The sequence below is a fragment of the Actinoplanes sp. NPDC051388 genome (genome assembly GCF_055586225.1).
In genome coordinates, this window is record NZ_JBVJIP010000003.1 from 538,035 (window position 1) to 561,425 (window position 23,391).

General features: G+C 70.5%; 23 protein-coding genes and 1 pseudogene. 7 read left to right on the forward strand and 17 right to left on the reverse strand.

All coding sequences use genetic code 11. The features are described from left to right. Positions 1-85: 85 nt before the first annotated feature. Complete coding sequence (locus ACZ6TI_RS10960; protein ID WP_465344805.1) at positions 86-817, reverse strand: dienelactone hydrolase family protein; 732 nt, start codon at positions 815-817, stop codon at positions 86-88. A 398-nt stretch (positions 818-1,215) separates the two neighbouring features. Here ACZ6TI_RS10960 and ACZ6TI_RS10965 point away from each other — a divergent pair, with 398 nt between their 5' ends. After that, positions 1,216-1,584: a hypothetical protein gene (locus ACZ6TI_RS10965; RefSeq protein ID WP_465344806.1), complete on the forward strand. Its 369-nt coding sequence runs from the start codon at positions 1,216-1,218 to the stop codon at positions 1,582-1,584. A 378-nt stretch (positions 1,585-1,962) separates the two neighbouring features. Here the strand turns inward: ACZ6TI_RS10965 and ACZ6TI_RS10970 are convergent, their stop codons facing one another. Genes ACZ6TI_RS10970 through ACZ6TI_RS10980 form a run of 3 tightly spaced genes read right to left on the reverse strand, consistent with a single transcriptional unit; the run spans position 1,963 to position 5,054 of the window. Further along, positions 1,963-3,207 carry an acetyl-CoA C-acetyltransferase gene (locus tag ACZ6TI_RS10970; RefSeq protein ID WP_465344807.1) on the reverse strand — a complete coding sequence of 415 codons (1,245 nt, stop codon included), beginning with the start codon at positions 3,205-3,207 and terminating at the stop codon, positions 1,963-1,965. Between the two features lie 48 nt (positions 3,208-3,255). Then, positions 3,256-4,047, reverse strand: a complete 792-nt coding sequence (locus tag ACZ6TI_RS10975; protein ID WP_465344808.1) for an SGNH/GDSL hydrolase family protein — start codon at positions 4,045-4,047, stop codon at positions 3,256-3,258. Beyond that, entirely contained in the window at positions 4,044-5,054 is a 1,011-nt protein-coding gene (locus ACZ6TI_RS10980; RefSeq protein ID WP_465344996.1) for an SGNH/GDSL hydrolase family protein, read from the reverse strand. Before ACZ6TI_RS10980 ends, ACZ6TI_RS10975 begins: the two co-directional genes overlap by 4 nt. Before the next feature lie 155 nt (positions 5,055-5,209). Here ACZ6TI_RS10980 and ACZ6TI_RS10985 point away from each other — a divergent pair, with 155 nt between their 5' ends. Together ACZ6TI_RS10985 and ACZ6TI_RS10990 are read left to right on the forward strand one after the other, a co-directional pair. Beyond that, positions 5,210-5,554: a YkvA family protein gene (locus ACZ6TI_RS10985; protein WP_465344809.1), complete on the forward strand. Its 345-nt coding sequence runs from the start codon at positions 5,210-5,212 to the stop codon at positions 5,552-5,554. Positions 5,555-5,557: 3 nt separating this feature from the next. After that, the gene (locus ACZ6TI_RS10990; RefSeq protein WP_465344810.1) at positions 5,558-6,919 is read left to right on the forward strand and encodes a cystathionine beta-synthase; all 1,362 of its coding nucleotides are present in this window, start codon (positions 5,558-5,560) and stop codon (positions 6,917-6,919) included. Here ACZ6TI_RS10990 and ACZ6TI_RS10995 read toward each other — a convergent pair. Next, positions 6,912-7,838 (reverse strand): S1C family serine protease, encoded by a 927-nt coding sequence (locus ACZ6TI_RS10995; RefSeq protein WP_465344811.1) that lies wholly within the window; start codon positions 7,836-7,838, stop codon positions 6,912-6,914. The genes ACZ6TI_RS10990 and ACZ6TI_RS10995 overlap by 8 nt on opposite strands. 177 nt (positions 7,839-8,015) lie before the next feature. Between ACZ6TI_RS10995 and ACZ6TI_RS11000 the strand changes: the two genes are divergently transcribed. After that, positions 8,016-8,342 carry a hypothetical protein gene (locus ACZ6TI_RS11000; RefSeq protein ID WP_465344812.1) on the forward strand — a complete coding sequence of 109 codons (327 nt, stop codon included), beginning with the start codon at positions 8,016-8,018 and terminating at the stop codon, positions 8,340-8,342. A 274-nt stretch (positions 8,343-8,616) separates the two neighbouring features. Here ACZ6TI_RS11000 and ACZ6TI_RS11005 read toward each other — a convergent pair whose 3' ends face one another. From ACZ6TI_RS11005 to ACZ6TI_RS11060, 12 genes and pseudogenes are all read right to left on the reverse strand, one after another. Next, complete coding sequence (locus tag ACZ6TI_RS11005) at positions 8,617-9,120, reverse strand: GNAT family N-acetyltransferase (RefSeq protein ID WP_465344813.1); 504 nt, start codon at positions 9,118-9,120, stop codon at positions 8,617-8,619. Beyond that, positions 9,117-10,028 carry a ribonuclease Z gene (locus ACZ6TI_RS11010; protein ID WP_465344814.1) on the reverse strand — a complete coding sequence of 304 codons (912 nt, stop codon included), beginning with the start codon at positions 10,026-10,028 and terminating at the stop codon, positions 9,117-9,119. The genes ACZ6TI_RS11005 and ACZ6TI_RS11010 overlap by 4 nt, the downstream gene beginning before the upstream one ends. A 303-nt stretch (positions 10,029-10,331) precedes the next feature. Continuing rightward, positions 10,332-11,285, reverse strand: coding sequence for a polyphosphate kinase 2 (gene ppk2, locus ACZ6TI_RS11015; protein WP_465344815.1), 954 nt, complete (start codon positions 11,283-11,285; stop codon positions 10,332-10,334). Positions 11,286-11,352: 67 nt separating this feature from the next. After that, positions 11,353-12,780, reverse strand: a complete 1,428-nt coding sequence (locus ACZ6TI_RS11020) for a CYTH and CHAD domain-containing protein (RefSeq protein WP_465344816.1) — start codon at positions 12,778-12,780, stop codon at positions 11,353-11,355. Between the two features lie 241 nt (positions 12,781-13,021). Then, complete coding sequence (locus ACZ6TI_RS11025; RefSeq protein ID WP_465344817.1) at positions 13,022-13,354, reverse strand: hypothetical protein; 333 nt, start codon at positions 13,352-13,354, stop codon at positions 13,022-13,024. Between the two features lie 79 nt (positions 13,355-13,433). Beyond that, on the reverse strand, positions 13,434-15,641 hold the full coding sequence (locus ACZ6TI_RS11030) for an NACHT domain-containing protein (protein ID WP_465344818.1): 2,208 nt from the start codon (positions 15,639-15,641) through the stop codon (positions 13,434-13,436). Positions 15,642-15,643: 2 nt separating this feature from the next. Then, positions 15,644-16,963, reverse strand: a complete 1,320-nt coding sequence (locus ACZ6TI_RS11035) for a serine/threonine-protein kinase (RefSeq protein ID WP_465344819.1) — start codon at positions 16,961-16,963, stop codon at positions 15,644-15,646. Positions 16,964-17,116: 153 nt separating this feature from the next. Further along, a pseudogene (locus tag ACZ6TI_RS11040) lies at positions 17,117-17,218 on the reverse strand (peptide-methionine (S)-S-oxide reductase MsrA); the annotation flags it as partial. 30 nt (positions 17,219-17,248) lie between these two features. After that, positions 17,249-17,902, reverse strand: coding sequence for a nucleotidyl transferase AbiEii/AbiGii toxin family protein (locus ACZ6TI_RS11045; protein ID WP_465344820.1), 654 nt, complete (start codon positions 17,900-17,902; stop codon positions 17,249-17,251). Between the two features lie 11 nt (positions 17,903-17,913). After that, complete coding sequence (locus ACZ6TI_RS11050; protein WP_465344821.1) at positions 17,914-18,246, reverse strand: hypothetical protein; 333 nt, start codon at positions 18,244-18,246, stop codon at positions 17,914-17,916. Positions 18,247-18,309: 63 nt separating this feature from the next. Beyond that, entirely contained in the window at positions 18,310-18,969 is a 660-nt protein-coding gene (gene msrA, locus ACZ6TI_RS11055; protein ID WP_465344997.1) for a peptide-methionine (S)-S-oxide reductase MsrA, read from the reverse strand. 13 nt (positions 18,970-18,982) lie between these two features. Then, positions 18,983-19,420 carry an HIT family protein gene (locus ACZ6TI_RS11060; RefSeq protein WP_465344822.1) on the reverse strand — a complete coding sequence of 146 codons (438 nt, stop codon included), beginning with the start codon at positions 19,418-19,420 and terminating at the stop codon, positions 18,983-18,985. Between the two features lie 24 nt (positions 19,421-19,444). Here ACZ6TI_RS11060 and ACZ6TI_RS11065 point away from each other — a divergent pair, with 24 nt between their 5' ends. The 3 genes from ACZ6TI_RS11065 to ilvA all read left to right on the forward strand — a co-directional run bounded on the left by ACZ6TI_RS11065 (position 19,445) and on the right by ilvA (position 23,383). After that, the gene (locus tag ACZ6TI_RS11065) at positions 19,445-20,599 is read left to right on the forward strand and encodes a cystathionine gamma-synthase (RefSeq protein ID WP_465344823.1); all 1,155 of its coding nucleotides are present in this window, start codon (positions 19,445-19,447) and stop codon (positions 20,597-20,599) included. Positions 20,600-20,647: 48 nt separating this feature from the next. Next, positions 20,648-22,015 carry an amidase gene (locus ACZ6TI_RS11070; protein WP_465344824.1) on the forward strand — a complete coding sequence of 456 codons (1,368 nt, stop codon included), beginning with the start codon at positions 20,648-20,650 and terminating at the stop codon, positions 22,013-22,015. A gap of 129 nt (positions 22,016-22,144) precedes the next feature. Next, complete coding sequence (gene ilvA, locus ACZ6TI_RS11075; RefSeq protein WP_465344825.1) at positions 22,145-23,383, forward strand: threonine ammonia-lyase; 1,239 nt, start codon at positions 22,145-22,147, stop codon at positions 23,381-23,383. The last annotated feature ends 8 nt before the right edge of the window (positions 23,384-23,391 follow it).

A 23,391-nucleotide genomic window follows, 5' to 3' on the forward strand; every position in this document is an offset into this window, starting at 1 on the left:
GAGCCGGATTTACGCCGCGCCATTCATCATCGAAGCTTTCCTGACAGCCGAGGTGGAGTGGCAGACAAATGATTGGCCGCCTCGGTCAGGTCAGGTGGCGGGTGAAGAACCGCATCGTGCTGTCCAGCTCGAAGGCCGGGATCCGGCCATGTCCGCCGGGATTGGCGTGCAGGGCCTTCTCGGCCGAGCCGAAAGCTTCGAACAGCGCCAGGCTCGCCGCCCTCGACACCAGTTCGTCGTCCCACTGCACGAGGAACTCCACCGGGACCGTGATCCGTGCGGCGGCTTCCGCCGAGGTTTCCGCGCCGTTGAGCCCGAGCACCGCCGCGCGCACCCTGGGCTCGGCGGCGACGAACGGGACACCGAGGCCGCAGCCCAGCGACATGCCCCAGTAGCCGACCGGCCCGGCGCCGACGTGGTCGAGCCGCTGGACCGCGTCCAGGACCGCCCGCCATTCGGGCACCGACTGGCCGGCGAGGTGCGCGTGCAGTTCGGCGACCACCGGGGTCACCTCGCCGCCGGTCTGCGCGCGGGACCGGAGCTCGGCGACGATCCGCTCGAGCTCCGCGCTGCGAGGCCGCCCGCCGTGGCCGGGAGCGTCGACCGCCACGACCGCGAAGCCGCACTCGCCCACCATGCGTCGAGCGCGGGCCACGATGCCCGGGGCGGTCTTGTGCTGGCCGCCACCGTGCCCCATCAGAATCAGCGGCCGGGTCGCGGCGGCGCCGTCCGGCGTCCACAACACGCCGGGAACGTCGGCGAGGACGAAAATCTCTTCAAGGACACCGTCCAACGACGTCCGGGAGGTAAAGCGCATGAGCGTGCAGGCCTTTCAGGATGCCTCTTGCGGGCACTCCCCAGAGCCAGGCGAACTAGGCCACGCGAGGGAGGGAGCCCCGACCGGTAACAGCGTTGATCGGTCTCACCTCCTCAATCGTTCCCGCGCCAACAAGGTCGGCAGCGACGCCGACCAAGGCTAGCGGGTGGTGCTGGCCAAGGCCGGTCGTGGTGCTGGCGAAGGTCGGCGGGTGGTGCTGGCGAAGGTCGGCGGGTGGTGCTGGCCAAGGTCGGACTTGGTGCTGGCCAAGGCTGGCGGCGGTGCTGGTGAAGGCTGGCTGGTGGTCCTGACCAGGGCTGACGGGCGGCACTGACTAGGTCGGCAGCGGCGCTGGACCTAACACAGCCCGGCCGTGGGCCGGAGGCTAGCTTTGCCCCGTGCCCGCCACCGACTTCACCGCCGGAATCAACCGGCTCCTGGCCCAGATCTCCCACTGGCAACAGCCCCGGTGGTCGACCGCCGCAGCGCCCAAGGCGCCCCAGCCCGGAGATGGCCGGCCCGGAGATGATCAGGTCCGACCGGTCCAGAGCCGGGCCGACGTCGTGCACCTGCTCGTCCAGCGCCTGGCCGATCTCGCCGCCGAGGCTGAGCAGGGACCATGGCACGAAGTCCCGCGCGAACACGACCTGGTCCTGCCCGACCAACTCCGGGTGATGGCCGCCGACCTGCTGGCAGCCGACCCTTCCGAAGACGTCTTCACCAGAGCCGCGGAAGCCGTCGCCGCGGCCCGCCGGAGGCTGCCGTAGACGTCAGCGGCCGGGTTTGCCGCGTGGCGCGGATGGGTCGGCCGTCGGGTCGCTGCGCAGCGCGGATGCGTCAGCGGCCGCGTAGCGCAGAGGCGTCAGCCGTCGGGTTTGCCGCGCGCGGAGGCGTCAACCGTCCGGGTTTGTCGCGCAGCGCGGAGGCGTCAGCCGTCGGGTTTGCCGCGCGCGGAGGCGTCAACCGTCCGGGTTTGTCGCGCAGCGCGGAGGCGCCAGCCGTCGGGGTTGCGCGCAGCGCGGAGGGTGACCACCCACGGACATGGGAGGCCGAGCGTCAGCGAACCGACCTCCGCGGGAGCGACGGTCCGCCACCCCGACGGACCTGGGACATCGGTCTTCGGCCCTTGATCTTGAAGATGCTCCTCAGGACAGCCGCTCGAGGACCATGGCCATGCCTTGGCCGCCGCCGACGCACATCGTCTCCAGGCCGATGCTCTTGTCGTGCCAGTCCAGGCTGTTGAGCAGCGTGCCGGTGATGCGCGCGCCGGTCATGCCGAACGGGTGGCCGACCGCGATCGCGCCGCCGTTGACGTTCAGTTTGTCGATCGGGATGCCCAGGTCTTGATATGACGGGATCACCTGGGCGGCGAAGGCCTCGTTGATCTCGACCAGGTCGACGTCGTCGATGGTCATGCCGGCGCGGGCCAGGGCCTGCTTCGACGCCTCGACCGGGCCGAGGCCCATGATCTCGGGGGAGAGGGCGGTCACGCCGGTCGAGACGATGCGGGCCAGCGGCGTGATGCCGAGCTCGCGGGCCTTGGTGTCGCTCATGATGACGACCGCGGCGGCGCCGTCGTTGAGCGGGCAGCAGTTGCCGGCGGTGACCCGGCCGTCGGGGCGGAACACCGGCTTGAGGCCGGCCACACCCTCCATGGTCACGCCGGGGCGCGGGCCGTCATCAGTGGACACCACGCGGCCGTCGGGCAGGGTCACCGGGGTGATCTCACGCTCCCAGAAGCCGTCCGCGATCGCCTTCTCCGCCAGGTTTTGGCTGCGCACGCCGAACTCGTCCATCTCCTCGCGGGAGACGTTCTTGACCTGGGCCAGGTTCTCCGCGGTGTAGCCCATCGCGATGTAGACGTCCGGGATCTTGCCGTCGGCGCGCGGGTCGTGCCAGATGCCGCCGTCCTGGGCGCTGGCGCCGGTGCGGGCCGCCGCCTCGACGAACTTCGGGTTGTGCCAGCCGCCGCCGACCAGGGCCTGGGCCTCCTTGGGCAGGCCGTCGGAACTGCCGCGGGCGAAGCGCGACACGCACTCGACGCCGGCCGAGACGAAGACGTCGCCCTCGCCGGCCTTGATCGCGTGGAAGGCCATCCGGGTGGTCTGCAGCGAGCTCGAGCAGTAGCGGGTGACCGTGGCGCCGGGCAGGCCGTCCAGCCCGAGCAGGGTGGCGACCACGCGGCCCATGTTGAAGCCCTGCTCACCGCCGGGCAGGCCGCAACCGAGGTAGAGGTCCTCGATGAGCGTCCGGTCGAGTGCGGGCACCTTGTTGAGCGCGGCGTCGACGATGGTGGCGGCGAGGTCGTCGGCTCGCAGATCCTTGAGCGAACCCTTGACGGCACGGCCGATCGGGGAGCGGGCAGTGGCGACGATGACAGCTTCCGGCATGCCCAACACGTTAACGCGGCGGTAACTTGCGCGGGAACTGCAACTTTGTCACACCGCAGCGGCGAGGGCTGCTTCCTCGACGGCCGGGAACAGCGCGTGCGCCCAGACCCGGTAACCGTCCGCGGACGGATGGAAGCCGTCATAACAGAGCGTGCCGGCGTCGGCCCGGAACACCGCGCCGGTCTCGCGGCCCAGCTCGACCACCACGCCGCCGGCCTCGACCACGGCCTTGGCCTGCGCCTTTGCCATGCGCTTGCCGAGCAGCCCGGTGATCTGCCGCAGCGGCGGCGCGATCGAGCGGACCGCGCCCAGGTCGGGACAGGTGCCGACGACGACCTCGACGCCCGCCTCGCGCAGCCGCCGGACGGCCGCGCCGAGGTGTTCGGCGGCCTCCTCGGGCACCCGCAGGCCGGTGGCGTCATTTGCCCCGATCAGCACGACCGCGACGTCGGGTTTGTCGCCGAGCAGGGCCCGGGCGACCTGGGTGGCGAGATCGGTGGACCGTGAGCCGGCCACCCCGACGCTGGAGAGCAGCACGTGCCGCTCACCGGTGTCCGGTGTGCCTTCGGCGAGCATGCGGGCGAGCTGTCCGCCCACGGTCTCGGAGAGCCACTCCACGCCGACGCCGATCGCGGCCGCGTCGCCGAGCAGCACCAGCCGGAGCTTCGGCGCGTGCGCCGGACCCATCGAGGTGCGCAGGGCGAGGCCCATTGTGGGTTTGGCATAACGTCGGCCGCGCGCCGCGATCGCCTCGCCCGCGATCAGAGCGACGCCGCTCACCGCGCCGGCGATCAGCGTGGTGGCCGCGGCCTTGCCGAGTCGATGAGTCCAGCCCGTCATGTCTCGCCTCCCTCCGGTCTCCACCCTACGGCCGAGGCCGACGACCGGCCGCTCGGAACGGTCTCTTCCGGGACGGACTGCACCGGTTTGTGCCCGAACCAGAAACGTTGCTCGCCGAACCACGGGTGCCGGCGCAGCTCGGCCCACAGCCCGGCCGGCCCGCGGGTGCGTCCGTCGACCTGGGTGGGGCTGACCTCGGTGCCGGCCGACCGGACGGCCTCCTGCGCGGCCTGCTCGAGGCTGCGCACCCCGTCGGCGGCGACCGGCGCGGCCCGCTCGTCCTCGCCGAGCATCGCCATCAGGGTCGGCATCATCACCGCGGCGGCGCGGGCGTAACCCTCCACCGACGGATGGAACCGGTCGGAGCCGAACATGCGCCCGGGGTCGGCCTCGAACTGGCGGCCCAGCAGGTCGCCGATCGACACCGTGCTGCCGCCGGCCGCCACCACGGCCACTGTCTGCTGGGCCGCGAGCTGGCGGCTCCAGCTGCGGGCCAGCCAGCGCAGCGGCGGCTTGATCGGCTGGATCGCGCCGATGTCGGGGCAGGTGCCGACGACCACCTTGCAGCCGGCCTCCCGCAGCCGGCGCACCGAGTCGCCCAGATGCCGGGCGGCCGACGCGAACGCGGTCACGTGCGTGACGTCGTTGCCGCCGATCAGGATGACCGCGATGTCCGGGTCGTATTCCAGCGCGGCGTCCACCTGGTAGGGCAGACCGGAGGACATCGAGCCGACCACGGCCACCCGGTGCAACCGGACCGGGCGGCGCAGGCGGCGCGACACGCCGGTGGCGAGCAAGGCGCCGGGGGTCTCGCGCGGGCGGTGCACGCCGAAACCCGCGGCCGACGAGTCGCCGAGGACCACCATGCTGAGCGGCTTGCCGGGGAACTTCGGGCCGTAGAGGCCGTCACCGCGCGGGGGCGGCGCCTCGGCCATCGGGATGATCCGCCGGGCCTCGGCGGCCTGACGCAGCAGGAGCACGGCCGAGAGCGCGGTCGCTCCGGCCATGCCACCGGCAACGCCGCCCGCGATGCGCCCGGCGCGCCCCCAGTTGATCCCCTCCACGGCTTCCAAGCTAACTCGCCAGTACGACAGTTGGCCCGCTTCGAGAGGCGGAGCTGGCGTCGGCGCGTCACACTTGTCCCATTGGAAAGGGGTCCGACATGGCCAAGACGCTCAAGCGCACCGCGGCGTTCACCGCGCTCGGCCGGGCGTTGATGTCCGGTGCACGCGGGGGGCCCACGCTGGGCAAACGCCTGGCAGCGCTGCCCCGGATGCTGAAAGCGACGGCAAAGGGCGAATACGACGGCGGCCTGCGGGTCGCCCTGATGGCCGCCGCGACGGCATACGTGGTGTCCCCGATCGACGTGATCCCCGAGGCGTTTCTGCTGGTCGTGGGCCTTGCCGACGACGCCGTGATGATCACCTGGCTGGCCGGCACGGTGCTGTCCGAAACCGAGCGCTTCCTGGAGTGGGAGCGGGAGCGTGATCGGGTAGTCGTAGTCTGAGGTGTGCGCTATTACGACAACGTCGTCGAGATCATCGGCAACACGCCTCTGGTTCGTCTCCGCAGCGTGACCGAGGGCATCTCGGCCACGGTGCTGGCCAAGGTCGAATACATGAACCCCGGCGGTTCCGTGAAGGACCGCATCGCGCTGCGCATGGTGGAGGACGCCGAAAAGGCGGGCCTGCTCGCCGCCGGCGGCACCATCGTGGAGCCGACCAGCGGAAACACCGGCGTCGGTCTGGCCCTGGTGGCCCAGCTGCGCGGTTACCGCTGCGTCTTCGTCTGCCCGGACAAGGTCAGCGAGGACAAGCAGAACGTGCTGCGGGCCTACGGCGCCGAGGTGGTGGTCTGCCCGACCGCGGTGGCCCCGGAGGACCCGAGGTCCTATTACAACGTCTCCGACCGGCTGTCCCGCGAGATTCCCGGCGCGTGGAAGCCGGATCAGTACAGCAACCCGGCCAACCCGCGCTCGCACTACGAGGAGACCGGCCCGGAGCTGTGGGACCAGACGGCCGGCCGGATCACGCACTTCGTGGCCGGCGTCGGCACCGGCGGCACGATCAGCGGCGTCGGGCGTTTCCTGAAGGAGCAGCAGCCCTCGATCCGGGTGGTCGGCGCCGACCCCGAGGGGTCGGTCTACTCCGGTGGCACGGGCCGTCCCTATCTGGTGGAGGGTGTGGGCGAGGACTTCTGGCCGGAGACGTACGACCGCGGCATCTGCGACGAGGTCGTCGAGGTGTCCGACTCGGACTCCTTCGAGATGACCCGCCGCCTGGCCCGCGAGGAGGGCCTGCTGGTCGGCGGCTCATGTGGCATGGCGGTGGTGGCCGCGCTCGAGGTGGCCCGCCGCGCCGGCCCCGACGACGTGGTCGTGGTGCTGCTGCCGGACGGCGGTCGTGGCTACCTCTCCAAGATCTTCAACGACAGGTGGATGGCCCGATACGGCTTCCTGCACACCACCGACGGATCGCCGACCGTGGCGAACATGCTGGCCAAGAAGGACGGCAGCATGCCACCGCTGGTGCACGTCCACCCCACCGAGACGGTCCGCGACGCGATCGACTACATGCGGGAGTACGGCATCAGCCAGCTCCCGGTGCTGAAGGCCGAGCCGCCCGTGGTGACCGGCGAGGTGGCCGGCTCGATCGCGGAGAAGGCGCTGCTCGACGCGATCTTCACCGGCCAGGCGCACCTGCACGACACGATCGAGCGGCACATGGGCGACCCGCTGCCGATGATCGGCGGTGGCCAGCCGGTCTCCGAGGCGGTCGCGCTGCTGGAGAACGCGGACGCCGCGATGGTGCTGATCGACGGCAAGCCTGCCGGGGTGCTCACCCGGCAGGACCTGCTGGCGCACGTCAGCTGAGTTCGGCGGGGACGGTCACGACGTCCACCAGGGCGTTACGGCGGAGCAGGGTGATCGGCAGGTCGGCGCCGATCGCCGGGCCGAGCATGAGCCGCTGCAGCGCCTGCACGGTGTCCACCGGCTTGCCGCCGGCGCTGACCAGGATGTCGCCCAGATAGATGCCGGCCGTGCCCGCGGGGCTGCCCGGCACCACCTCGACCACGCGCAGACCCTGCTTCTGGCCCAGCCGCTCGGCCAGCGGCGGGGGAAGCGGGGCCGGCAGCCCGGCCACGCCGAGCCAGGCGCGGCGCACCCGGCCGTGGGCGAGCAGTTCGCCGATGATGTGCCGGGTGGTGTTGTTGATCGGCACGGCCAGGCCCAGGCCGTAGCCGGCGACCGCGGTGTTGACCCCGACCACCTTGCCGGTGGAGTCGGCGAGCGCGCCGCCGGAGTTGCCCGGGTTGAGCGCCGCGTCGGTCTGGATGACGTTGTCGATGATGCGGACCCGGCGGCCGTCCCGCGCGGGCAGGGACCGGCCCAGGCCGGAGACCACCCCGGCGGTGACCGAGCCGGCCAGGCCCATCGGGTTGCCGACCGCGACCACGAGCTGACCGATGCGCAGGCCGTCGGCGTCGCCGAGCGGTGCGGCCGGTGCGCCCGGGTGCAGCACCCGGACCACCGCGAGGTCGGAGAGCGGGTCGCTGCCGACCACGTCGAACTTGGTTTCGGTGCCGTCGGCGAACGCGGCGGTGCCGCCGCTGCTGCCGTTGACCACGTGGGCGTTGGTGAGAAGGAAGCCGTCGTCGGTGAAGGTGACCGCCGATCCGGCGCCGCCACCCCGGGCGGTGCGCACCGACAGGGCCGCGACCGACGGCAGCAACGCGCCGGCGACCCCGGTCACCACGCGGCTGTAGGCGTCGAGAGCCTCGGAGGTATCCATGTCGACCGCAACGCCGCCCTGCGTGAAGGCCATACCGCGCGGGCGTCCGCCCTGGGCGAACACGGCTCGTCACGGACCGTGTGGACTAATCGCACAGAAAGTCCGACCAGGACGGTTGCGGGGGCGGTTGTATGTGTCGTGACGGACGTCGCCGCACCGCTAGACCAAGGGGGAGGAATGCCCAGAGCGGACCGGGCCGATCCGGAACCGGCCGATGTTGTGGATCGCCTGCTCTGGCAGGACGCCCAGCAGATGCTCGGCCGGCACACCGAGCCGGAACCGGACGGCAACTGCGTCTGGTGCGGCTGGCGCTGGCCCTGTGCGCCGCGCCGGCTGGCCGAGCGGGCGGCGGTCGCCTCCCGGCGGCCGTGGCGGGTGGCCTGGACGTTGCGGCACGACCTGAACAGCATCCGCGCGATGCCCGGCCTGGACGACCGTCGCCGCCGGACCAACCAGCGCTCGTTCGTCAAGTACGGCGTCGTCAAGTACGGCGTCGTCAAGTAAGGCGTCAAGTGAGGCCTGACAACTCCATCAGAGTCTGCGGACATCGGCCGGGACCTTGACCGTCCCCCGGCAAGAACGACACCCAGTCGATGTCCTCCGGCGGTGACGCCGTTGTGCCCCGCCAGCACAACGGCATCCCGCACCCAGACCCGCCCAAGAAGGATCAGGACCGGCACGCCTCCGCCGGTCCGCGCCTCCGGCCAGGCGCGACCCCCGTTTGGGCGGGCACGGTTGGCGGGGACGCGTGACCACAGGTTCCCCCGCATTCACTAGGTCACGCGTTCCCGCCCACCAGAAGCGAATATCTCAACTGGGATGTGTCCACTCCGCCCATCGGCGCCTCCCGCGTGACACCGTCCGCGTGCCAGCCGCCCCGCTCGTAGAAGCGCCGGGCCCGTTCGTTCTGCTCGAGCACCCAGAGCACCGCGCGCGGGCCGAGATGCGGCAGCGCGTCGATCATCAGCAGCCGCCCGATCCCGCTGCCGACGTGCTCGGGAGCGACGTGGATCGCGCTCAGCTCGGACACGCCCTCCTCCTCGCCGGGCCCCAGATAGGTGAAGCCGACCAGCTCACCGTCGTCGTCGGCCACGGTCAGGCGATGCGTGTCCCGCTCCCACTTCCAGCGCTCGGCCCACCACTCGCCGAGCGCGCCGCCCCCGCCGAACTCCAGCGCCTCGGCCGGCAGAAACCCCGCGTAGGCCGAGGCCCGAGAGCGAAAGTGCAGGTCACCGACCTGCAAAAGATCAAATTCTTGGGCGGTACGCAGGACGACGGTCATTCGTCCGAATTTAGCCGGGCCGGCACCGCCACCCGCATCAGGTCCTCGGCCACCACGATGTCGCCGTCGAACTGCTCGGCCGCCTCGTCCCGGAACGCGTCCGCATCGGTGTACCGCTGGGAGAAGTGGGTCAGCACCAGCCGGCGGACGCCGCACTCGCGGGCCACCGAGGCGGCCTGCCCGGCGGTCAGGTGCCCGTAGCGCTCGGCCAGCGCGGCTTCGGCGTTTCGGAAGGTCGACTCGATCACCAGCAGGTCGACGCCCTCGGCCAGGTCGTAGACCGCGTCGCAGAGCCCGGTGTCCATCACGAACGCGAAGCTCTGGCCGGGCCGGGGCGCGCTGACGTCCTCGAGTCGCACCGCGCCGAGCCGTCCGGTGCGCTGCAACTCGCCGACCGCCGGCCCGGCCAGACCGTGCTCGGCCAGCCGCTCCGGGATCATCCGCCGGCTCTCCGGCTCGACCAGGCGGTACCCGTACGCGGGAATGGAATGCCGCAGTGGCAGGGCGGTGAGCCGCCCCGCGAAGGTCTCCGCCGCGAAGCCCGCGCCGACCGGCTCGATCTTCAGGTCGGCGTGGTCCCAGAAACTGGTGGCGTGCCGCAGGTGGTCGAAGAACTCGCGGCCCTCGGCGGGGAAGTTCATCACCACCGGGTGCGGCACCCGGTCGAGGGAGATGCGCTGGATGATGCCGGCCAGGCCGAGGCTGTGATCGCCGTGGAAGTGCGTGACGCAGACCCGGGTCAGCGGGGTGACCGCGAGGCCGGCCAGCAGCATCTGGCGCTGGCTGCCCTCGCCCGGGTCGAAGAGGATCGTCTCGTCGTCCCAGCGCAGGACATAACCGTTCTGATTACGCTGCCGGGTCGGCACCTGGCTGGCGGTGCCCAGGACGACGAGCTCTCTCATGATCAAATCCCGAAATGAAGCGACCCCTGGGGACTTCCACGCCTCAGCGTGGTCCGGTCGGACTAGGCCGGATCCCCAGGGGTCGGGTGGCTGTCTGAAATTCGCCGCACCGCTGCCACACGGTCTCGACGGCACTGCAGAGGCTGCCCAGGAAGGCAGCCGACGAAGCTGTCAAGGACAGCGGCTAGCGGACAGCCACCTCACGAGTCCCGTTGCTATACAACTTCGGACCACCTCCTCTCACGTGTATGGCCACGTTAGCCAGGACCCGGGGTGGTCGACAACGGCTTTTAACTCACAAATTCGGGGTCACAGACGCGGGAATGCGCGGGGGGACATGTCGCCGCCCTCGACCGCCATCGACGCCGGTCCCACCAGCTGCGGATCCGGCGTACGCACGATCTCGGTGTCCTTGTCGTCGTAGTCGAAGCGGCTGAGCACGTGCCGGATCGCCTCCAGCCGGGCCCGCTTCTTGTCGTTGCTCTTCACCACGGTCCAGGGCGCGTCGGCGGTGTCCGTGTAGAAGAACATCGCCTCCTTGGCCTCGGTGTAGTCGTCCCACTTGTCCAGCGAGGCGAGATCCATCGGGGAGAGCTTCCACTGGCGCACCGGGTCGACCTGCCGGATCGCGAAGCGGGTGCGCTGCTCGCCCTGGGACACCGAGAACCAGAACTTGACCAGGTTGATGCCGGACCGCACCAGCATCCGCTCGAGCTCCGGCGCCTGACGCATGAACTCCAGATATTCCTGCCGGGTGCAGAAGCCCATCACCCGCTCGACGCCGGCCCGGTTGTACCAGGACCGGTCGAACAGGTAGATCTCGCCGGCCGCGGGCAGGTGGTTGATGTAGCGCTGGAAGTACCACTGCGTGCTCTCGCGCTCGCTCGGCTTCTCCAGGGCGACCACCGAGGCGCCGCGCGGGTTGAGGTGCTCCATGAAGCGCTTGATCGTGCCGCCCTTGCCGGCCGCGTCGCGCCCCTCGAAGAGGATCACGATCCGCTCGCCGGTGGACTTGCACCAGTTCTGCAGCTTCAGCAGTTCGATCTGCAGCAGCCGCTTGTCGTGGTCGTACTCCTGCCGCGACATGCGCTCGCCGTACGGGTAATCCTGCCGCCAGGTGTCCACCGGGGTGCCGTCGGCGTTGAGCAGCACCGGGTCGTCATCGTCGTCGTCCGCGACGCGGTACCCACCCAGCGCCTTGACCGGTCCCTCATAGGGCGCAGTGGTGGTGTCATCTTCGTGCGGAGCCTCGGACTGCTGCATAGCCGCAGTTACTACCCACTACAACCGTCGGCACGCCGACCGGCGGGTGTCCTCGAGGTGAACAGCCTCAGGTCAGCCACGACCGCACGTTCGGGCGCCGCGACGGGTCCACCACGCCGGTGAGCTCACCCCAGGTGTCGTTGCCGAGCTGCTCCTGCCGCTCATGGAGCACTCCGTAGGGGAAGCCGTCGGGCGCCTCGTGGGACAGCTCGCGGAGGATCTCGCGGGCCACCACCGAGTCCTGATGGGCGCCGAGCACGTCCTGCAGGTCGGTGAGCCGCTTCACCAGCTTGGCGCCCGGCTTCCCGGCCGCACCGGCAAAGACCTCAACGGCATAACGAGCCCTCTTGTACGCCTTGCGCGCCTCGTGCAGCGGCTCGTCGGCGCCCCCGAGCGTGGCGTCGTCGAGCAGCCGGTCGGCCTTGTCCAGGGCCTTGCGCACCCGCCGCACCGGCCGGGACTCGCCGCCGTCCCAGGTGCCGATCAGGTCGTCGACGGCGTCCAGCAGCCGGAAGTAGCGGGCGTCGTTCAGATCCGCGGCGAGCGCCGCGCGACCGGCCTCGATCTTGGCGTCCAGGTGCTCGCGGATCCGCTCGGCCACCGGCGCGAACTCGTCGCCCTGGCCCTGCACCGCGGACAGCAGCCGCTTTTCCAGCACCTGGCCGTCGCGCACCTCGCCCAGTTGCCCGGCCAGCCACTTGAGCTCGGGGCCCAGATAGGCCACCGCCTCGGGCCGGAACGACCGCTTGAACGTCTTGAGCGTGCTGCGCAGGCGGCGAGTGCCGACGCGCATCTTGTGCACCGCCTCCGGGTCGCCGCGGCGCACGCCCGGGTCATGGCCGAGGATGGCTTCGCGTTGCTCCCGCACGTATCGGAGGAGCGGGTCCGTCGACTCTTTCCCGGTCGCGGGCGTCGTGCCGTTCCGCAGGCGGCCGGCCAGCGCGCGGGCCAGCTTGGACGGTCCGGCCGCCGGGCTCGCGCCGGCGCTCAGCAGACGGCGCTCCAGCCGGTCGAGCAACTTGGCGTCGCCGTCCCCGACCAGCTCGACCTCGACCTCCTGCCAGGTCTGCGCGCCGTCGTCGGTCTCCGCGGTCACCGTGTCCTGGGCGATCAGCGCGAGCGTGCGGCCGCCGTCGCCATGCACCGGTGTCTCCACCCGGTGGGTCAGCAGCCGTGCCACCGGGCGCAGCGGAGACTCCCGGACGATCGCGCGCACCTCGTCGAGCAGCTCGGCCGGCACGTCGTCGCCGCTCAACGGCAGCTGGTGCTCGGTGCGCGATGAGCCCTCGCCCGGCGTCTTGAGATGCCAGCCCGCGTCGTCGCCGCCGGTGCGTCGCCGCAGCGTGCGCTTGCTGCGGGCGAGCCGCAGGTCGGCGGTGTCGTAATAGGTGGCGTCCAGTTCGTGGACGTGGCCACCGTTTGCTCCCGGCAGGTCGGGCAGAGTGAAATCGGCGGGCACGTCGTATTTGCGCTCGGTCTCCGTGGCGATCTGCACCTGTTCATCTTGCCCGCTGGGCGGGGCCCGACACAGGCCGTCCCAAACGCGAACTCGATTCTCAGCGGAATCGGGGCGGGCGTTCAGCGTAGTTCCAGGAATCCCTCGCATCCTGGGTGATGGACCCCTCGGGGCTGGGCGGCCGTCCCCCGTGCGTGCCGCACAGCCCTGAGGCCCAGTGCATGAGCGCCGCTCTCCGACCGCCGCCCCGGTCGAGGGCGGCGCTCATCTCGTCCTGGGTTCATCTAGAAACGTGCAGGTCGCTCCGATTTCGCAGATAGAGCGCGCGCGAGTAATAGGCGCCGGCGGCCCCGAAATACATCGTCGCGAGACCGGTGTGAAAGCTGTTGTCGTTGAGGGCGTTCTTGGCGTTGGCACTGCCGGCCCAGCGGATCTCGGCGTCGGTGGCGCTCATCCCGCGCCGCAGGCAGCGCTGCTGATTGAGCTCCTTGCCGACCTTCCAGGTCTCCAGCGCCCGCTCGGCCTGCCGCATCATCGCGCGGGCCTTGTCCAGCAGCGACTCGGCGATCGCCCAGGCGGCCCGTTCCTCGTCGGAGTAAAACCCGGGCATCATGCACCTCCCGCAGATCTCTCTGCCCCAAGTCTGAAGAGGCGCGAAGGCACGTGTCGATGTCAGTCGCCCACACGAGTGGTCAGCGCAGCCGGCCCAGGGAGTTTGCGAGCTGTTGCAGGTCCAGCTCGTTTCGCAGCAGCCGGCGCACCGCGTCCGCCGAGTCCTCCTCCGCCAGCAGGTAGCGGCCGAAGAGGCTGACCGCGGCGCTGGTCAGCACCCAGGCCATCTGGCTGCCGGCCGTGCCGGTGCGCGTCTTCTTGGCGAGCTTGGCCTTGCGGACCACTTCCCAGCCCTCCCGATCGCGGCACTCGTCCAGGTTCAGGATGCGAACGACGCTGGCCGAGGCCTTGCGCCGGAGCGGCCTGATCAGGCGGCTGAGGCGGTCCAGCCCGCGTGACGTGATCTCCGGGTCCTCGGAGGGCGCCTGGAGATCCGTGCCGTCGGTGTTGTCGATCGTCTCGAGCGATTCGTCGAAGTCGCAGAGCGCCATGTTCTTGCAGTACTGCAGGCTGCCGTCCCGCCCGTTCAGCCGCTGCAGCCGCCAGTGCGCGAAGTCCAGGCGGGTCAGCTCGAGGTTGGAGAGCGACACGTCCTCCAGCACGCGTTCGCCGAGGAAGCCCGCGAGCCGCGCGGACCGGCGTGCCTCGTCGCTGCCCGCCTCCTCCGCCTCCAGGCGCGCCAGGATCAACGCCAGCAGATTGCGCCGGATCAGCGGGTAGCGCCGCAGATCGGTCTCGTCGCGGGACAGCTTCCACGCCTCGCGGAGCCGCGCCTCGGTCACCCGGCTCGCCATCGCCTCGGCGGTCGCCGACTCCAGGGCCCGGTGCCGCAGGTCGTCGATGATCGACCGGAAGCCCATCGCGTCCCAGTCGTCGACCAGCGCCTTCGTCAGGAAGGTCGCCCGGAACTGCGGGTACTTGAAGCGGATCAGACCACCGTCGACGATGGTCAGCAGGGCATGCGGATTGTTGAACATCGCGGCCGCGGGATCCTCCGGGTCGATCCCGCAATATTCCAGGGCCTGTTCCTTGTCCAGATCGCCGAGCAGGTGCACCCAGTGCGCGAAATCGGTGAGGATGCGCATCTGCTCGGCCTTGGGCACGCTCAGGCGGGGCTCGTCGCGCAGGCAGAACAGGCGCAGCAACTCCAGCAGGATGTCCGAGCGTGAGCCCGCCTTCGACTCGAGCGGTGAGTGGACGTCGACCTGGTAGGCCAGCAGGAGGAACAGCGGAATGCCTTGGGCCTGCGTGCCCGCGAGGTGCGAATAGATCCGGCGGGCGGTCTCGTCGTCGGCGCCGTACTTCTTCAGCAGACCGAGCGCGACCACCTCGCTCATCGGCTCGATGTGCGCGATTTCCTTCTCGTCGAAGTCGCGGCCGATGCTGTGCCCGGTCATCAGGTCGCCGCGCCGGGCGGAGAGCACGATGCGGGCGCCGTCCCGGACCGCCTTGCGCAGCTCGCGCATGCCGGCCGCGAAGTTCTCCCGGGTGGCGAACAACTCGTCGACGCCGTCCAGCAGCAGCACGATCCGCTGCATGATGAGCAGCTGACGCAGTCCGGCCCCGGTGTCCACGTGCCGCAGGGCGGGCAGGCCGTCCGCCGCGGGCGGGTGGGACAGATAGTGGGCGATGCCGTCGAGCGAGAGGGACCGCAGCTCGCGCAGGGGCACCCGGAGCGCGATCGCGGGCAGGTCCTTCTTGCCCTCGCTGTGCGAGATGTCGTAGTGGACCGCGTAGCGCCACTCGTGCCACTGCAGCAACTCGCTCTTGCCGAGCCCGGCGTCCGCGAGGACCGCGAGCCAGGAGCCGGGCAGCGGCAGCGCCGTTTCCAGCAGGCGGTTGTCGCTCACCTTGATCCGGCCGAGCCGCACCTCCTGCTCCGCATGCCGATCGTCGGGCGTGCTGCTGTCGGGCACCCGCACGAACAGTTCGTCGTAGAGCTCGGAGTCGAGCCGGGCGCGCGTCGCCGCGGCCTTGGCGTCCCAGAGGAAGTCGATGAACCGGGTGATCGTGGTGACGTGTGGCTCCAGCCCCGCCTCCCGCATGCAGTCCTGGAGGCGGGCGATCTCGGCCGGTCGGGCGTCGTCCTGGACGATCACGCGGGAGGGCCGCACCTGGTCGATCTCCGGGCCGGTGATCCGATTCGCCTCGCCGGCCATCCAGACGTGTTGGATCGGCTCCAGCGCGGGCTCCAGCGTCCGGACGGTGAACCGCTCGGCGCTGGTCTCCCAGGACCGGGCGGTCAGCAGCTCGTACAGCCGTTCGGCGAGGATCGATGCGCGCGCCACGGCTACACCTGGATGGCGTCACGCAGCACCGGGGCGAGCCCGGTCTTGCGCACGTGCTCGGCGCACCACACGGCGAGCAGAGGTTCGTCGCGGAGGAACCGGGCCAGCGCCTGCAGCACGGCGCTGCTCTCCTCCTCGGTGACGCACCGAGCGGCGATTGCGGTCAGTTCGGTGATGTCATATCGCGCGGCCAGGTGCATGAGCGTCTGCAGGCAGGTCTTGTGCACCTCGTCGTCCCGGCTCATGTCGAAGATGTCGTCCACCAGCCGGGCGGCGGCCATCACGGAGTCCACCGCCAGCGGCTCCGCCAGCACGGTGAGATAGCCCTGCAGGACCTCGCGGACCGCGGCGACGTGGTGCTCGAGCAGCGCGGTCCAGACCACGGTGGGGATCCGGGGCAGCATGCCCAGCATCAGGCGCGGGTCGAACCGGTTCTCCACCAGCAGCAGCGCGAGCGGCCGGGCGGCCGGCGCATCGAAGCTCCGCTGGGCGAGCAGCTCGTGCACCATGTTGAGCGCCGCGTCGACCGGGCGCTGCAACGCCCGCGGCTGCTGCAACACCAGACGGAGGTCCGCCTGCAGGTCCTCGGTGCTCTGATAGCGGTCTTCGAGCACGGCGGCGGTCGCGGTGCGGGCACAGTATTCGAGGCGCCGCCGCACCGACGACTCCGCCGGGACGGCGCCGTCCAGCACGTATTGGAGCAGGCGCCCCAGGCCGAAGATGTCCGCTCGATGATCGACTCGGCGAAGATCAACGAATTGCTCCGGCGCGGCGAACCACGGAGTGCCCGCAATCATGCCGGTCCGGGTCTGGAACGACGACTCGCGCGAATATTTCCGGCCCAGCCCGAAATCGGCGACCCGGGCGACCGGCGAATGGTCCGGGCCGTCGCTGAATACCAGCACATTCCCGGGCTTGATGTCGCGATGCAGAACGCGATTACGGTGGGCATACGCCATTCCGGCGACCGCGTCGGCGAACAACTTCAGGGCCACCTCGGCGGAGAGGCCGGCCAGCTTGTCACCGAGGTTGCCGTCCGCCAGCGGCGCGGCGTACCAGGGCAGCGGGCAGTCCGTGTCGTAGTCCAGGATCGGCAGGATGTTGGCGTGGTCGAGCTGGCTCATCAGCTGGATCTCACGCCGGAAACGAGCGATGTCGTCGGTCCCGGTGGACGCTTTCGGGATCTTGATCGCAATTTCCTCGCCGCCCGGCTCCAACGCCTTCCAGACGGCGCCGAAGCCGCCCTCGGAGAGCTTTTCCAGCGGAATGTAGCGGGACGGAAACGTGTCCATCGGATGCCCTTCGTATTGCTCGAGGCCCATGAGGCATCCGACATGTTATGTCAGCGATACCGGGCCGAAGGGTCATCCCGATGCCGGATCGGGGTGCGCGCGGGGAATTCAACCGTCCAGCCGCGGCGGTAAGCCGATCGGTCGAACCGTAAAGGGCGAATTCCCCGCGCCGAATTGACGTCGCTAGGCGTCGGTCTTGGCGACCCCGATGGGGCAGGTCATGCCGTTCGGGCCGTGGTTGCAGTAGCCATACGGGTTCTTCGCGTCGGACAAGTACTGCTGGTGGCAGCCATAAGTGGATGACCCGTGCCGGGGTCACTGCTGGGTGAGTTCGTTGCGCCATTCGGCGAAGCGCTGGCGCAGGTGTTGGATGGTTGAGGCGTCCGCGCCGTAGGGAGCGAATGCGGCGTCGCTGATCTGGCTCAACGCACCCAGGGAGGCGGCGAACATCGCGCGGTCGAAGCCGGGATCGGCGGTCTCGGCCAGCTCAAGAAGTTGTTCGCTGGAATAACGCCCGCTGGCAAGTACCGCGTCGATGTCGAGGAAGTCTCGCGCGAGCGCCCGTCCGTAGAGGGCGCCGACCTTGTTGCCGACCGCATCGTCCGGATGCAGGACTGGGCCGATGCTCAACGTCACGGGTGAGTGGGCGCGCCAGTCGGCGGCCAGTTCCATCTTCTGCGGCTCGGTGTCTGGCTCGTCGTTCGGCGTGACGAGAAGGCGGGCGAAGGTGTCGGCTCGGGCATCGACATCGACGTGGAAGCCGTTCCTGGCCAATGCCTCGATGACGAGGTCAGCGACGGCCGGGAAGTCGGCCCGCCGCTGCCAGTCGGTGAACAGGTCCACGTCGCCACTCGGGCGGTCACCCATACCGTGGGCGCGGACCGCATAGCCGCCGGCCAACGCCAGTCCGTAGTCGCTGCCCGCAGCGTGAAGGGCGATCTCGGCCAGCCGCCGGTGGCGTGGATCCATGCCAGAGCACCCTACGCGGCGGCGGCGCCGGACCCGGTCCGTGGGAGGTCCGGGAAACGCTCCTCCCACGCCCGGCGCAACTCGGGCGGCAGCCAGAGTGCAGACCAGAGCCCGGTGAGGGTCGCTTGGTCCAGGAAGGCGTGAAGGTCGGCCGGTTTGGTGGCCTCGATCAAGACCGTGCGGTAGAGGTCGACGATGCGGCCTGGGCTGTCGAGGTCATAGTCGGCGGAGCCGGACCAGTCGAGATGACGAGGCAAGGTGACAATGCCGGTCGTCGGTCCGCGCAACAGCGCAAGGTCGTCCGCGACGACGACGGGTTTGGCATATCGGCGCACGAAGGTCACCTCCTACTCGACCATCGTCGCATGAAGCGGGCACCCGACGTGGGTGCCCGCTTCATGCTGAGCTCAGCCGACCTCAGCCACACCGATCGGGCAGGTCATCCCGTTCGGCCCGTGGTTGCAGTACCCGCCGGGGTTTTTATCACTTGAAAGGTACTGCTGGTGGTAGTCCTCGGCGTAGTAGTAGGTCGTCAGCGGCTTGATCTCGGTGGTGATCGTTCCGCGGCGGGCCTTGGTGACCACCGGCTGGAAAGCCTCCAGCGAAGCCTTCGCCGTCGCGGCCTGCTGGTCCGTCGTGGTGTAGATCGCCGAGCGGTACTGCGTGCCGGTGTCGTTGCCCTGGCGCATGCCCTGCGTCGGGTCGTGGTTCTCCCAGAACGCCTTCAGCAGGCTCTCGTAGCCGATCTTGGCCGGGTCGTAGACCACCTGCACCACCTCGGCGTGCCCGGTCGCGCCGGAACACGTCTCCTCATAGGTCGGGTTCGGCGTGATCCCGCCGGCGTAGCCGACCGACGTCGAATACACGCCGGGCAACCGCCAGAAGATCCGCTCCGCGCCCCAGAAGCAGCCCATCCCGAAGACCGCGACCTCGAAACCCGCCGGCCACGGCCCCTCCAGCGGGGTGCCCAGCTCGGTGTGCGTGCTCGCCACCGGCATGCCCAGCGGCCGGCCCGGCAGGGCCTGGTCGGGGGTCGGCAGGTCGAGCTTCTTGTGCCGTAGGAACACGGTCACACTCCCTTCATCCAGCAGAGGTAACGCCGGACGGCCCCAGTTCCTTACCGATGCGCTCGGCGTACGACGCGGCCTCCTCGTCGGAGGCGTACTTGGTGCGCGGCCAGAAGAAACCGCGCAGTCCGTCGCCCTTTGTCCGGGGTACGACATGCGCGTGCAGATGTGGCACCGATTGGGACACGACGTTGTTCATCGCGACGAATGTCCCAGAAGCTCCCAGAGCGGCCGGAACGGCGGCCGACACCGCCTGGACCAGCGTGAAGAAGCCGGGGAGCAGGTCGGCGGGGAGATCGGGGAGGGTGCCGATGTGCGGCCGCGGGACCACCAGCACGTGCCCCTTGAACACCGGCCTGATGTCGAGAAAACCGACACCGGAGGGGTCGTCCACGACCTTGAAGGCGGGCACCGACCCCGCCAGGATTCCACAGAACAGGCAGTCGGCCACCGCTGAAGACTAGCCTTGCTGCACATGAGCGCCGACGACTACGGATTCGACACCCTTGCCATCCACGCCGGGCAGGAGCCCGACCCGCGGACCGGGGCGGTGGTGCCGCCGATCTACCAGACCAGCACGTTCGCGCAGGACGCGGTCGGCGCGCCGCGGCTGGGCTACGAGTACAGCCGGTCCGGCAACCCGACCCGCGACGCCCTGCAGGAGTGCCTCGCCGCGCTCGAGGGCGGTCGCCGCGGTCTCTCCTTCGCCAGCGGCCTGGCTGCCGAGGACACCCTGCTGCGGGCGGTCTGCCGGCCCGGCGACCACGTGCTGATCCCCGGGGACGCGTACGGCGGCACCTATCGCCTCTTCGCCAAGGTGGCCGAGAACTGGGGTCTGGACTGGACCGCCGTGCCGCTCGACGACCTGGACGCGGTCCGGGCCGCCTTCCGCCCCGGCCACACCCGGATCATCTGGGTCGAGACGCCGACCAACCCGCTGCTGAACATCGCCGACATCCCGGCGCTGGCCGGGCTCGCCCACGAGTACGACGCCATGCTGGTGGTCGACAACACCTTCGCGTCGCCCTATCTGCAGCAGCCGATCACGCTCGGCGCCGACGTGGTGGTGCACTCCACCACGAAGTATCTGGGCGGCCACTCCGACGTGATCGGTGGCGCGCTGGTCGCCGCGACCGAGGGCCTGGGTGAAGAGCTGGCCTTCTATCAAAATGCGATGGGCGCGGTGTGCGGCCCGTTCGACGCCTGGCTCACCCTGCGCGGGATCAAAACACTCGGGGTACGCATGGAGAAGCACTGCGACAACGCCGAGCGGATCGCCCAGTTCCTGCTGGCCCACCGCGGAGTGTCCGACGTGCTCTATCCGGGGCTGGACTCGCACCCGGGCCACGAGACCGCGGCCAAGCAGATGAGCCGGTTCGGTGGCATGGTCTCGTTCCGGGCGGCCGGCGGCACGCAGGCGGCGATCGACGTCTGCAACCGGGCGAAGCTCTTCGTGCTCGCCGAGTCGCTCGGCGGAGTCGAGTCGCTGATCGAGCACCCGGGACAGATGACACACGCGAGCGCTGCGGGCTCGGCGCTTGAAGTCCCCGACGATCTCGTGCGACTGTCTGTCGGCATCGAGACGCTTGACGATCTGCTCGCCGACCTGGAGCAGGCACTCAGCGCCTGACCGCAGCCGAAGCAGCCGTAGACGACCGCAGCCCAGGACGGGAACGCGATGGAATACGTACCGACCACATTGGTGGGCGCCACCGCGAAGCAGATCGCGCGGGCGGTCCGCCGTGGCGACACCTCGGCCACCCAGGTGGTCGCCGACCACCTCGAGCAGATCGGGATCAGCGACCCCGAGCTGCGCGCCTTCCGGGTGATCCGGGGCGGCGAGGCGATCACCGAGGCGGAGAAGGTCGACGACCAGGAAGATCTGTCCAACCTGCCGCTGGCCGGGGTGCCGGTGGCGGTCAAGGAGAACACCGCGGTCGCCGGCCTGCCCACCTGGAACGGCTCGGCGATCGCGCGCACCGAGGTGGCCGAGGAGGACCACGAGGTGGTCCGGCGGCTGCGCGGCGCCGGCGCCGTGGTGGTCGGCGTGACCCGGATGCCCGAGCTCGGGCTGTGGGGCGTCACCGACGACCCCGAGGTGGCCACCCGCAACCCGTGGTCGCTGGACCGCACGCCGGGCGGCTCGTCCGGCGGGTCCGCCGCGGCGGTGGCCTCCGGCCTGGTGCCGATGGCCCAGGGCAACGACGGGCTGGGCTCGATCCGCATCCCGGCGGCCTGCTGCGGCCTGGTCGGGCTCAAGCCCGGCCGCGGCGTGGTGCCCTGCGACCTGGGCGTGGACGGATGGTTCGGAATGGCTGAGAACGGCGTGCTGACCACCACGGTCGGGGACGCCGCGCTGGGCTTCAGCGTGCTGGCCGGCCGCCGCCCGGTGAAGCTGGTCGAGCCGCAGCGGCTGCGGGTCGGGATCTCGCTCAAGCCGCCGATGGCCGGGTTGCGGGCCGACGAGCCCAACCGGCAGGCGGTGGCGACGGCGGCGCGGCTGCTGGTCGACGCCGGGCACAGCACGATCACCGCCGAGCCGCGATACACCACCAAGCTCGGTGTGGAGGTGCTCGCGACCTGGCTGGCCTCGGCCGCGGTGGAGGCGGAACGGCTCGGCGTCGACCTCGCCGCGCTGCAGCCGCGCTCCCGGCAGCACGCGCGCCTGGGTCGTTACGTGCAGAAGCGCGGCTGGGTGCGGCAGAGTCAGCGCGACGCCTGGCGGGAGCGGTCGATCGAGTTCTTCGCGGACCGCAAGGTGGATGTGCTGCTGACCCCGGCGCTGGCCGGCTCGCCCCCGTCGGCGGACGGCTGGGCGGGCGGGGGATGGCGGCAGAGCATGATGGTGAACACCCGCTATGCGCCCTATGCGGCGCCGTGGAACTTCGCCGGGCTGCCGGCCATCGTGGTGCCGATGGGGGTGCGGCCGGACGGGCTGCCGGTCGCGGTGCAGCTGGTGGGGCCGCCCGACTCCGAGGTGACACTGCTGGCGATCGCCGGGCAGTTCGAGGTGCAGAACCCCTGGCAGCGGCTCGCGATCGTCTAGTTCTTGGGCCATCCGGCCCGGCGGATGGGTGCGGCCTTGCGCCGCACCCAGGTCCCGCGGGTGGCCACTGGACTGTGATGTTGGGCGTACCCGGAAAAGGTTTTGCGGGTTTTCTGGAACTATCGGGGCATGGCTCTGCTGGATCTGTTGTCGCTGGAGGACATCGAGGCGGCGCGTCGGCTGCTGGCGGGCGTCGTGATCACCACGCCGATGGAGGAGTCGCGGCCGCTGACCGCGTCGCTCGGGGTGCCCACCTTCCTGAAGTGCGAGAACCAGCAGCGGGCCGGGTCCTACAAGGTGCGCGGCGCCTACACCCGGATCTCGCGGCTGTCGAGCGAGGAGCGCGCCCGCGGGGTGGTCGCGGCCAGCGCCGGCAACCACGCGCAGGGTGTCGCGCTCGCCGCCCAGTTGCTCGGCATCTCCTCGACCGTGTTCATGCCCGAAGGCGCGCCGCTGCCCAAGGTGAGCGCGACGAAGGGCTACGGCGCGGCGATCGAATACGCCGGCAACACCGTGGACGACGCGCTGATCGCGGCGCGCGCCTTCGCCGAGCGAACCGGCGCGGTGCTGATCCACCCGTTCGACCACCCCGACGTGATCGCCGGGCAGGGCACCGTCGGGCTGGAGATCCTCGACCAGTGCCCCGACGTGGGCACGATCATCACCGCGGTGGGCGGGGGAGGGCTGATCTCGGGGGTCGCGGTCGCTGCCAAGGCACTGCGCCCTTCGGTACGGGTGATCGGCGTGCAAGCCTCGGGCGCGGCGTCCTATCCGCCCTCGCTGGCCGCCGGCGCACCCACCAAGCTGCCGTTCTGCGCCACCATCGCGGACGGCATCGCGGTGCAGCGGCCCGGCGACCTCAACTTCGCGCACGTGGCCAAGCTGGTCGACGACTTCGTCACGGTGACCGACGACGAGCTGTCCGCGGCCCTGCTGGTGCTGCTGGAACGCCACAAGATGGTGGTCGAGCCGGCCGGTGGCGCGGCCGTCGCGGCGCTGCTCGCGCACGGCTCGGAACTGCTGCTGCCGGGCCCGGTGGTGGCCATCCTGTCCGGCGGCAACATCGACCCGATGCTGCTGCTGCGGGTGATCGAGCACGGGCTGGCGTCGGCCGGTCGCTTCCTGCGGCTGTCGGTGCGCTGCGGCGATCGGCCCGGTGAGCTGGCCCAGCTGCTGGTCGCGATCGCCCAGCACCGGGCCAACGTGGTGGACGTCTTCCACACCCGGCAGAACCCCCGGCTCGGCTTCGGCGAGGTCGAGGTGGCGCTCTCCGTCGAGACGCGCGGCCCGGACCACTCCGCCGGGTTGATCGAGGCGTTGGGCTCGGCCGGATATCAGGTCTCGCTTCTGTCGGACACCAAGCCGTAGATTCTCGG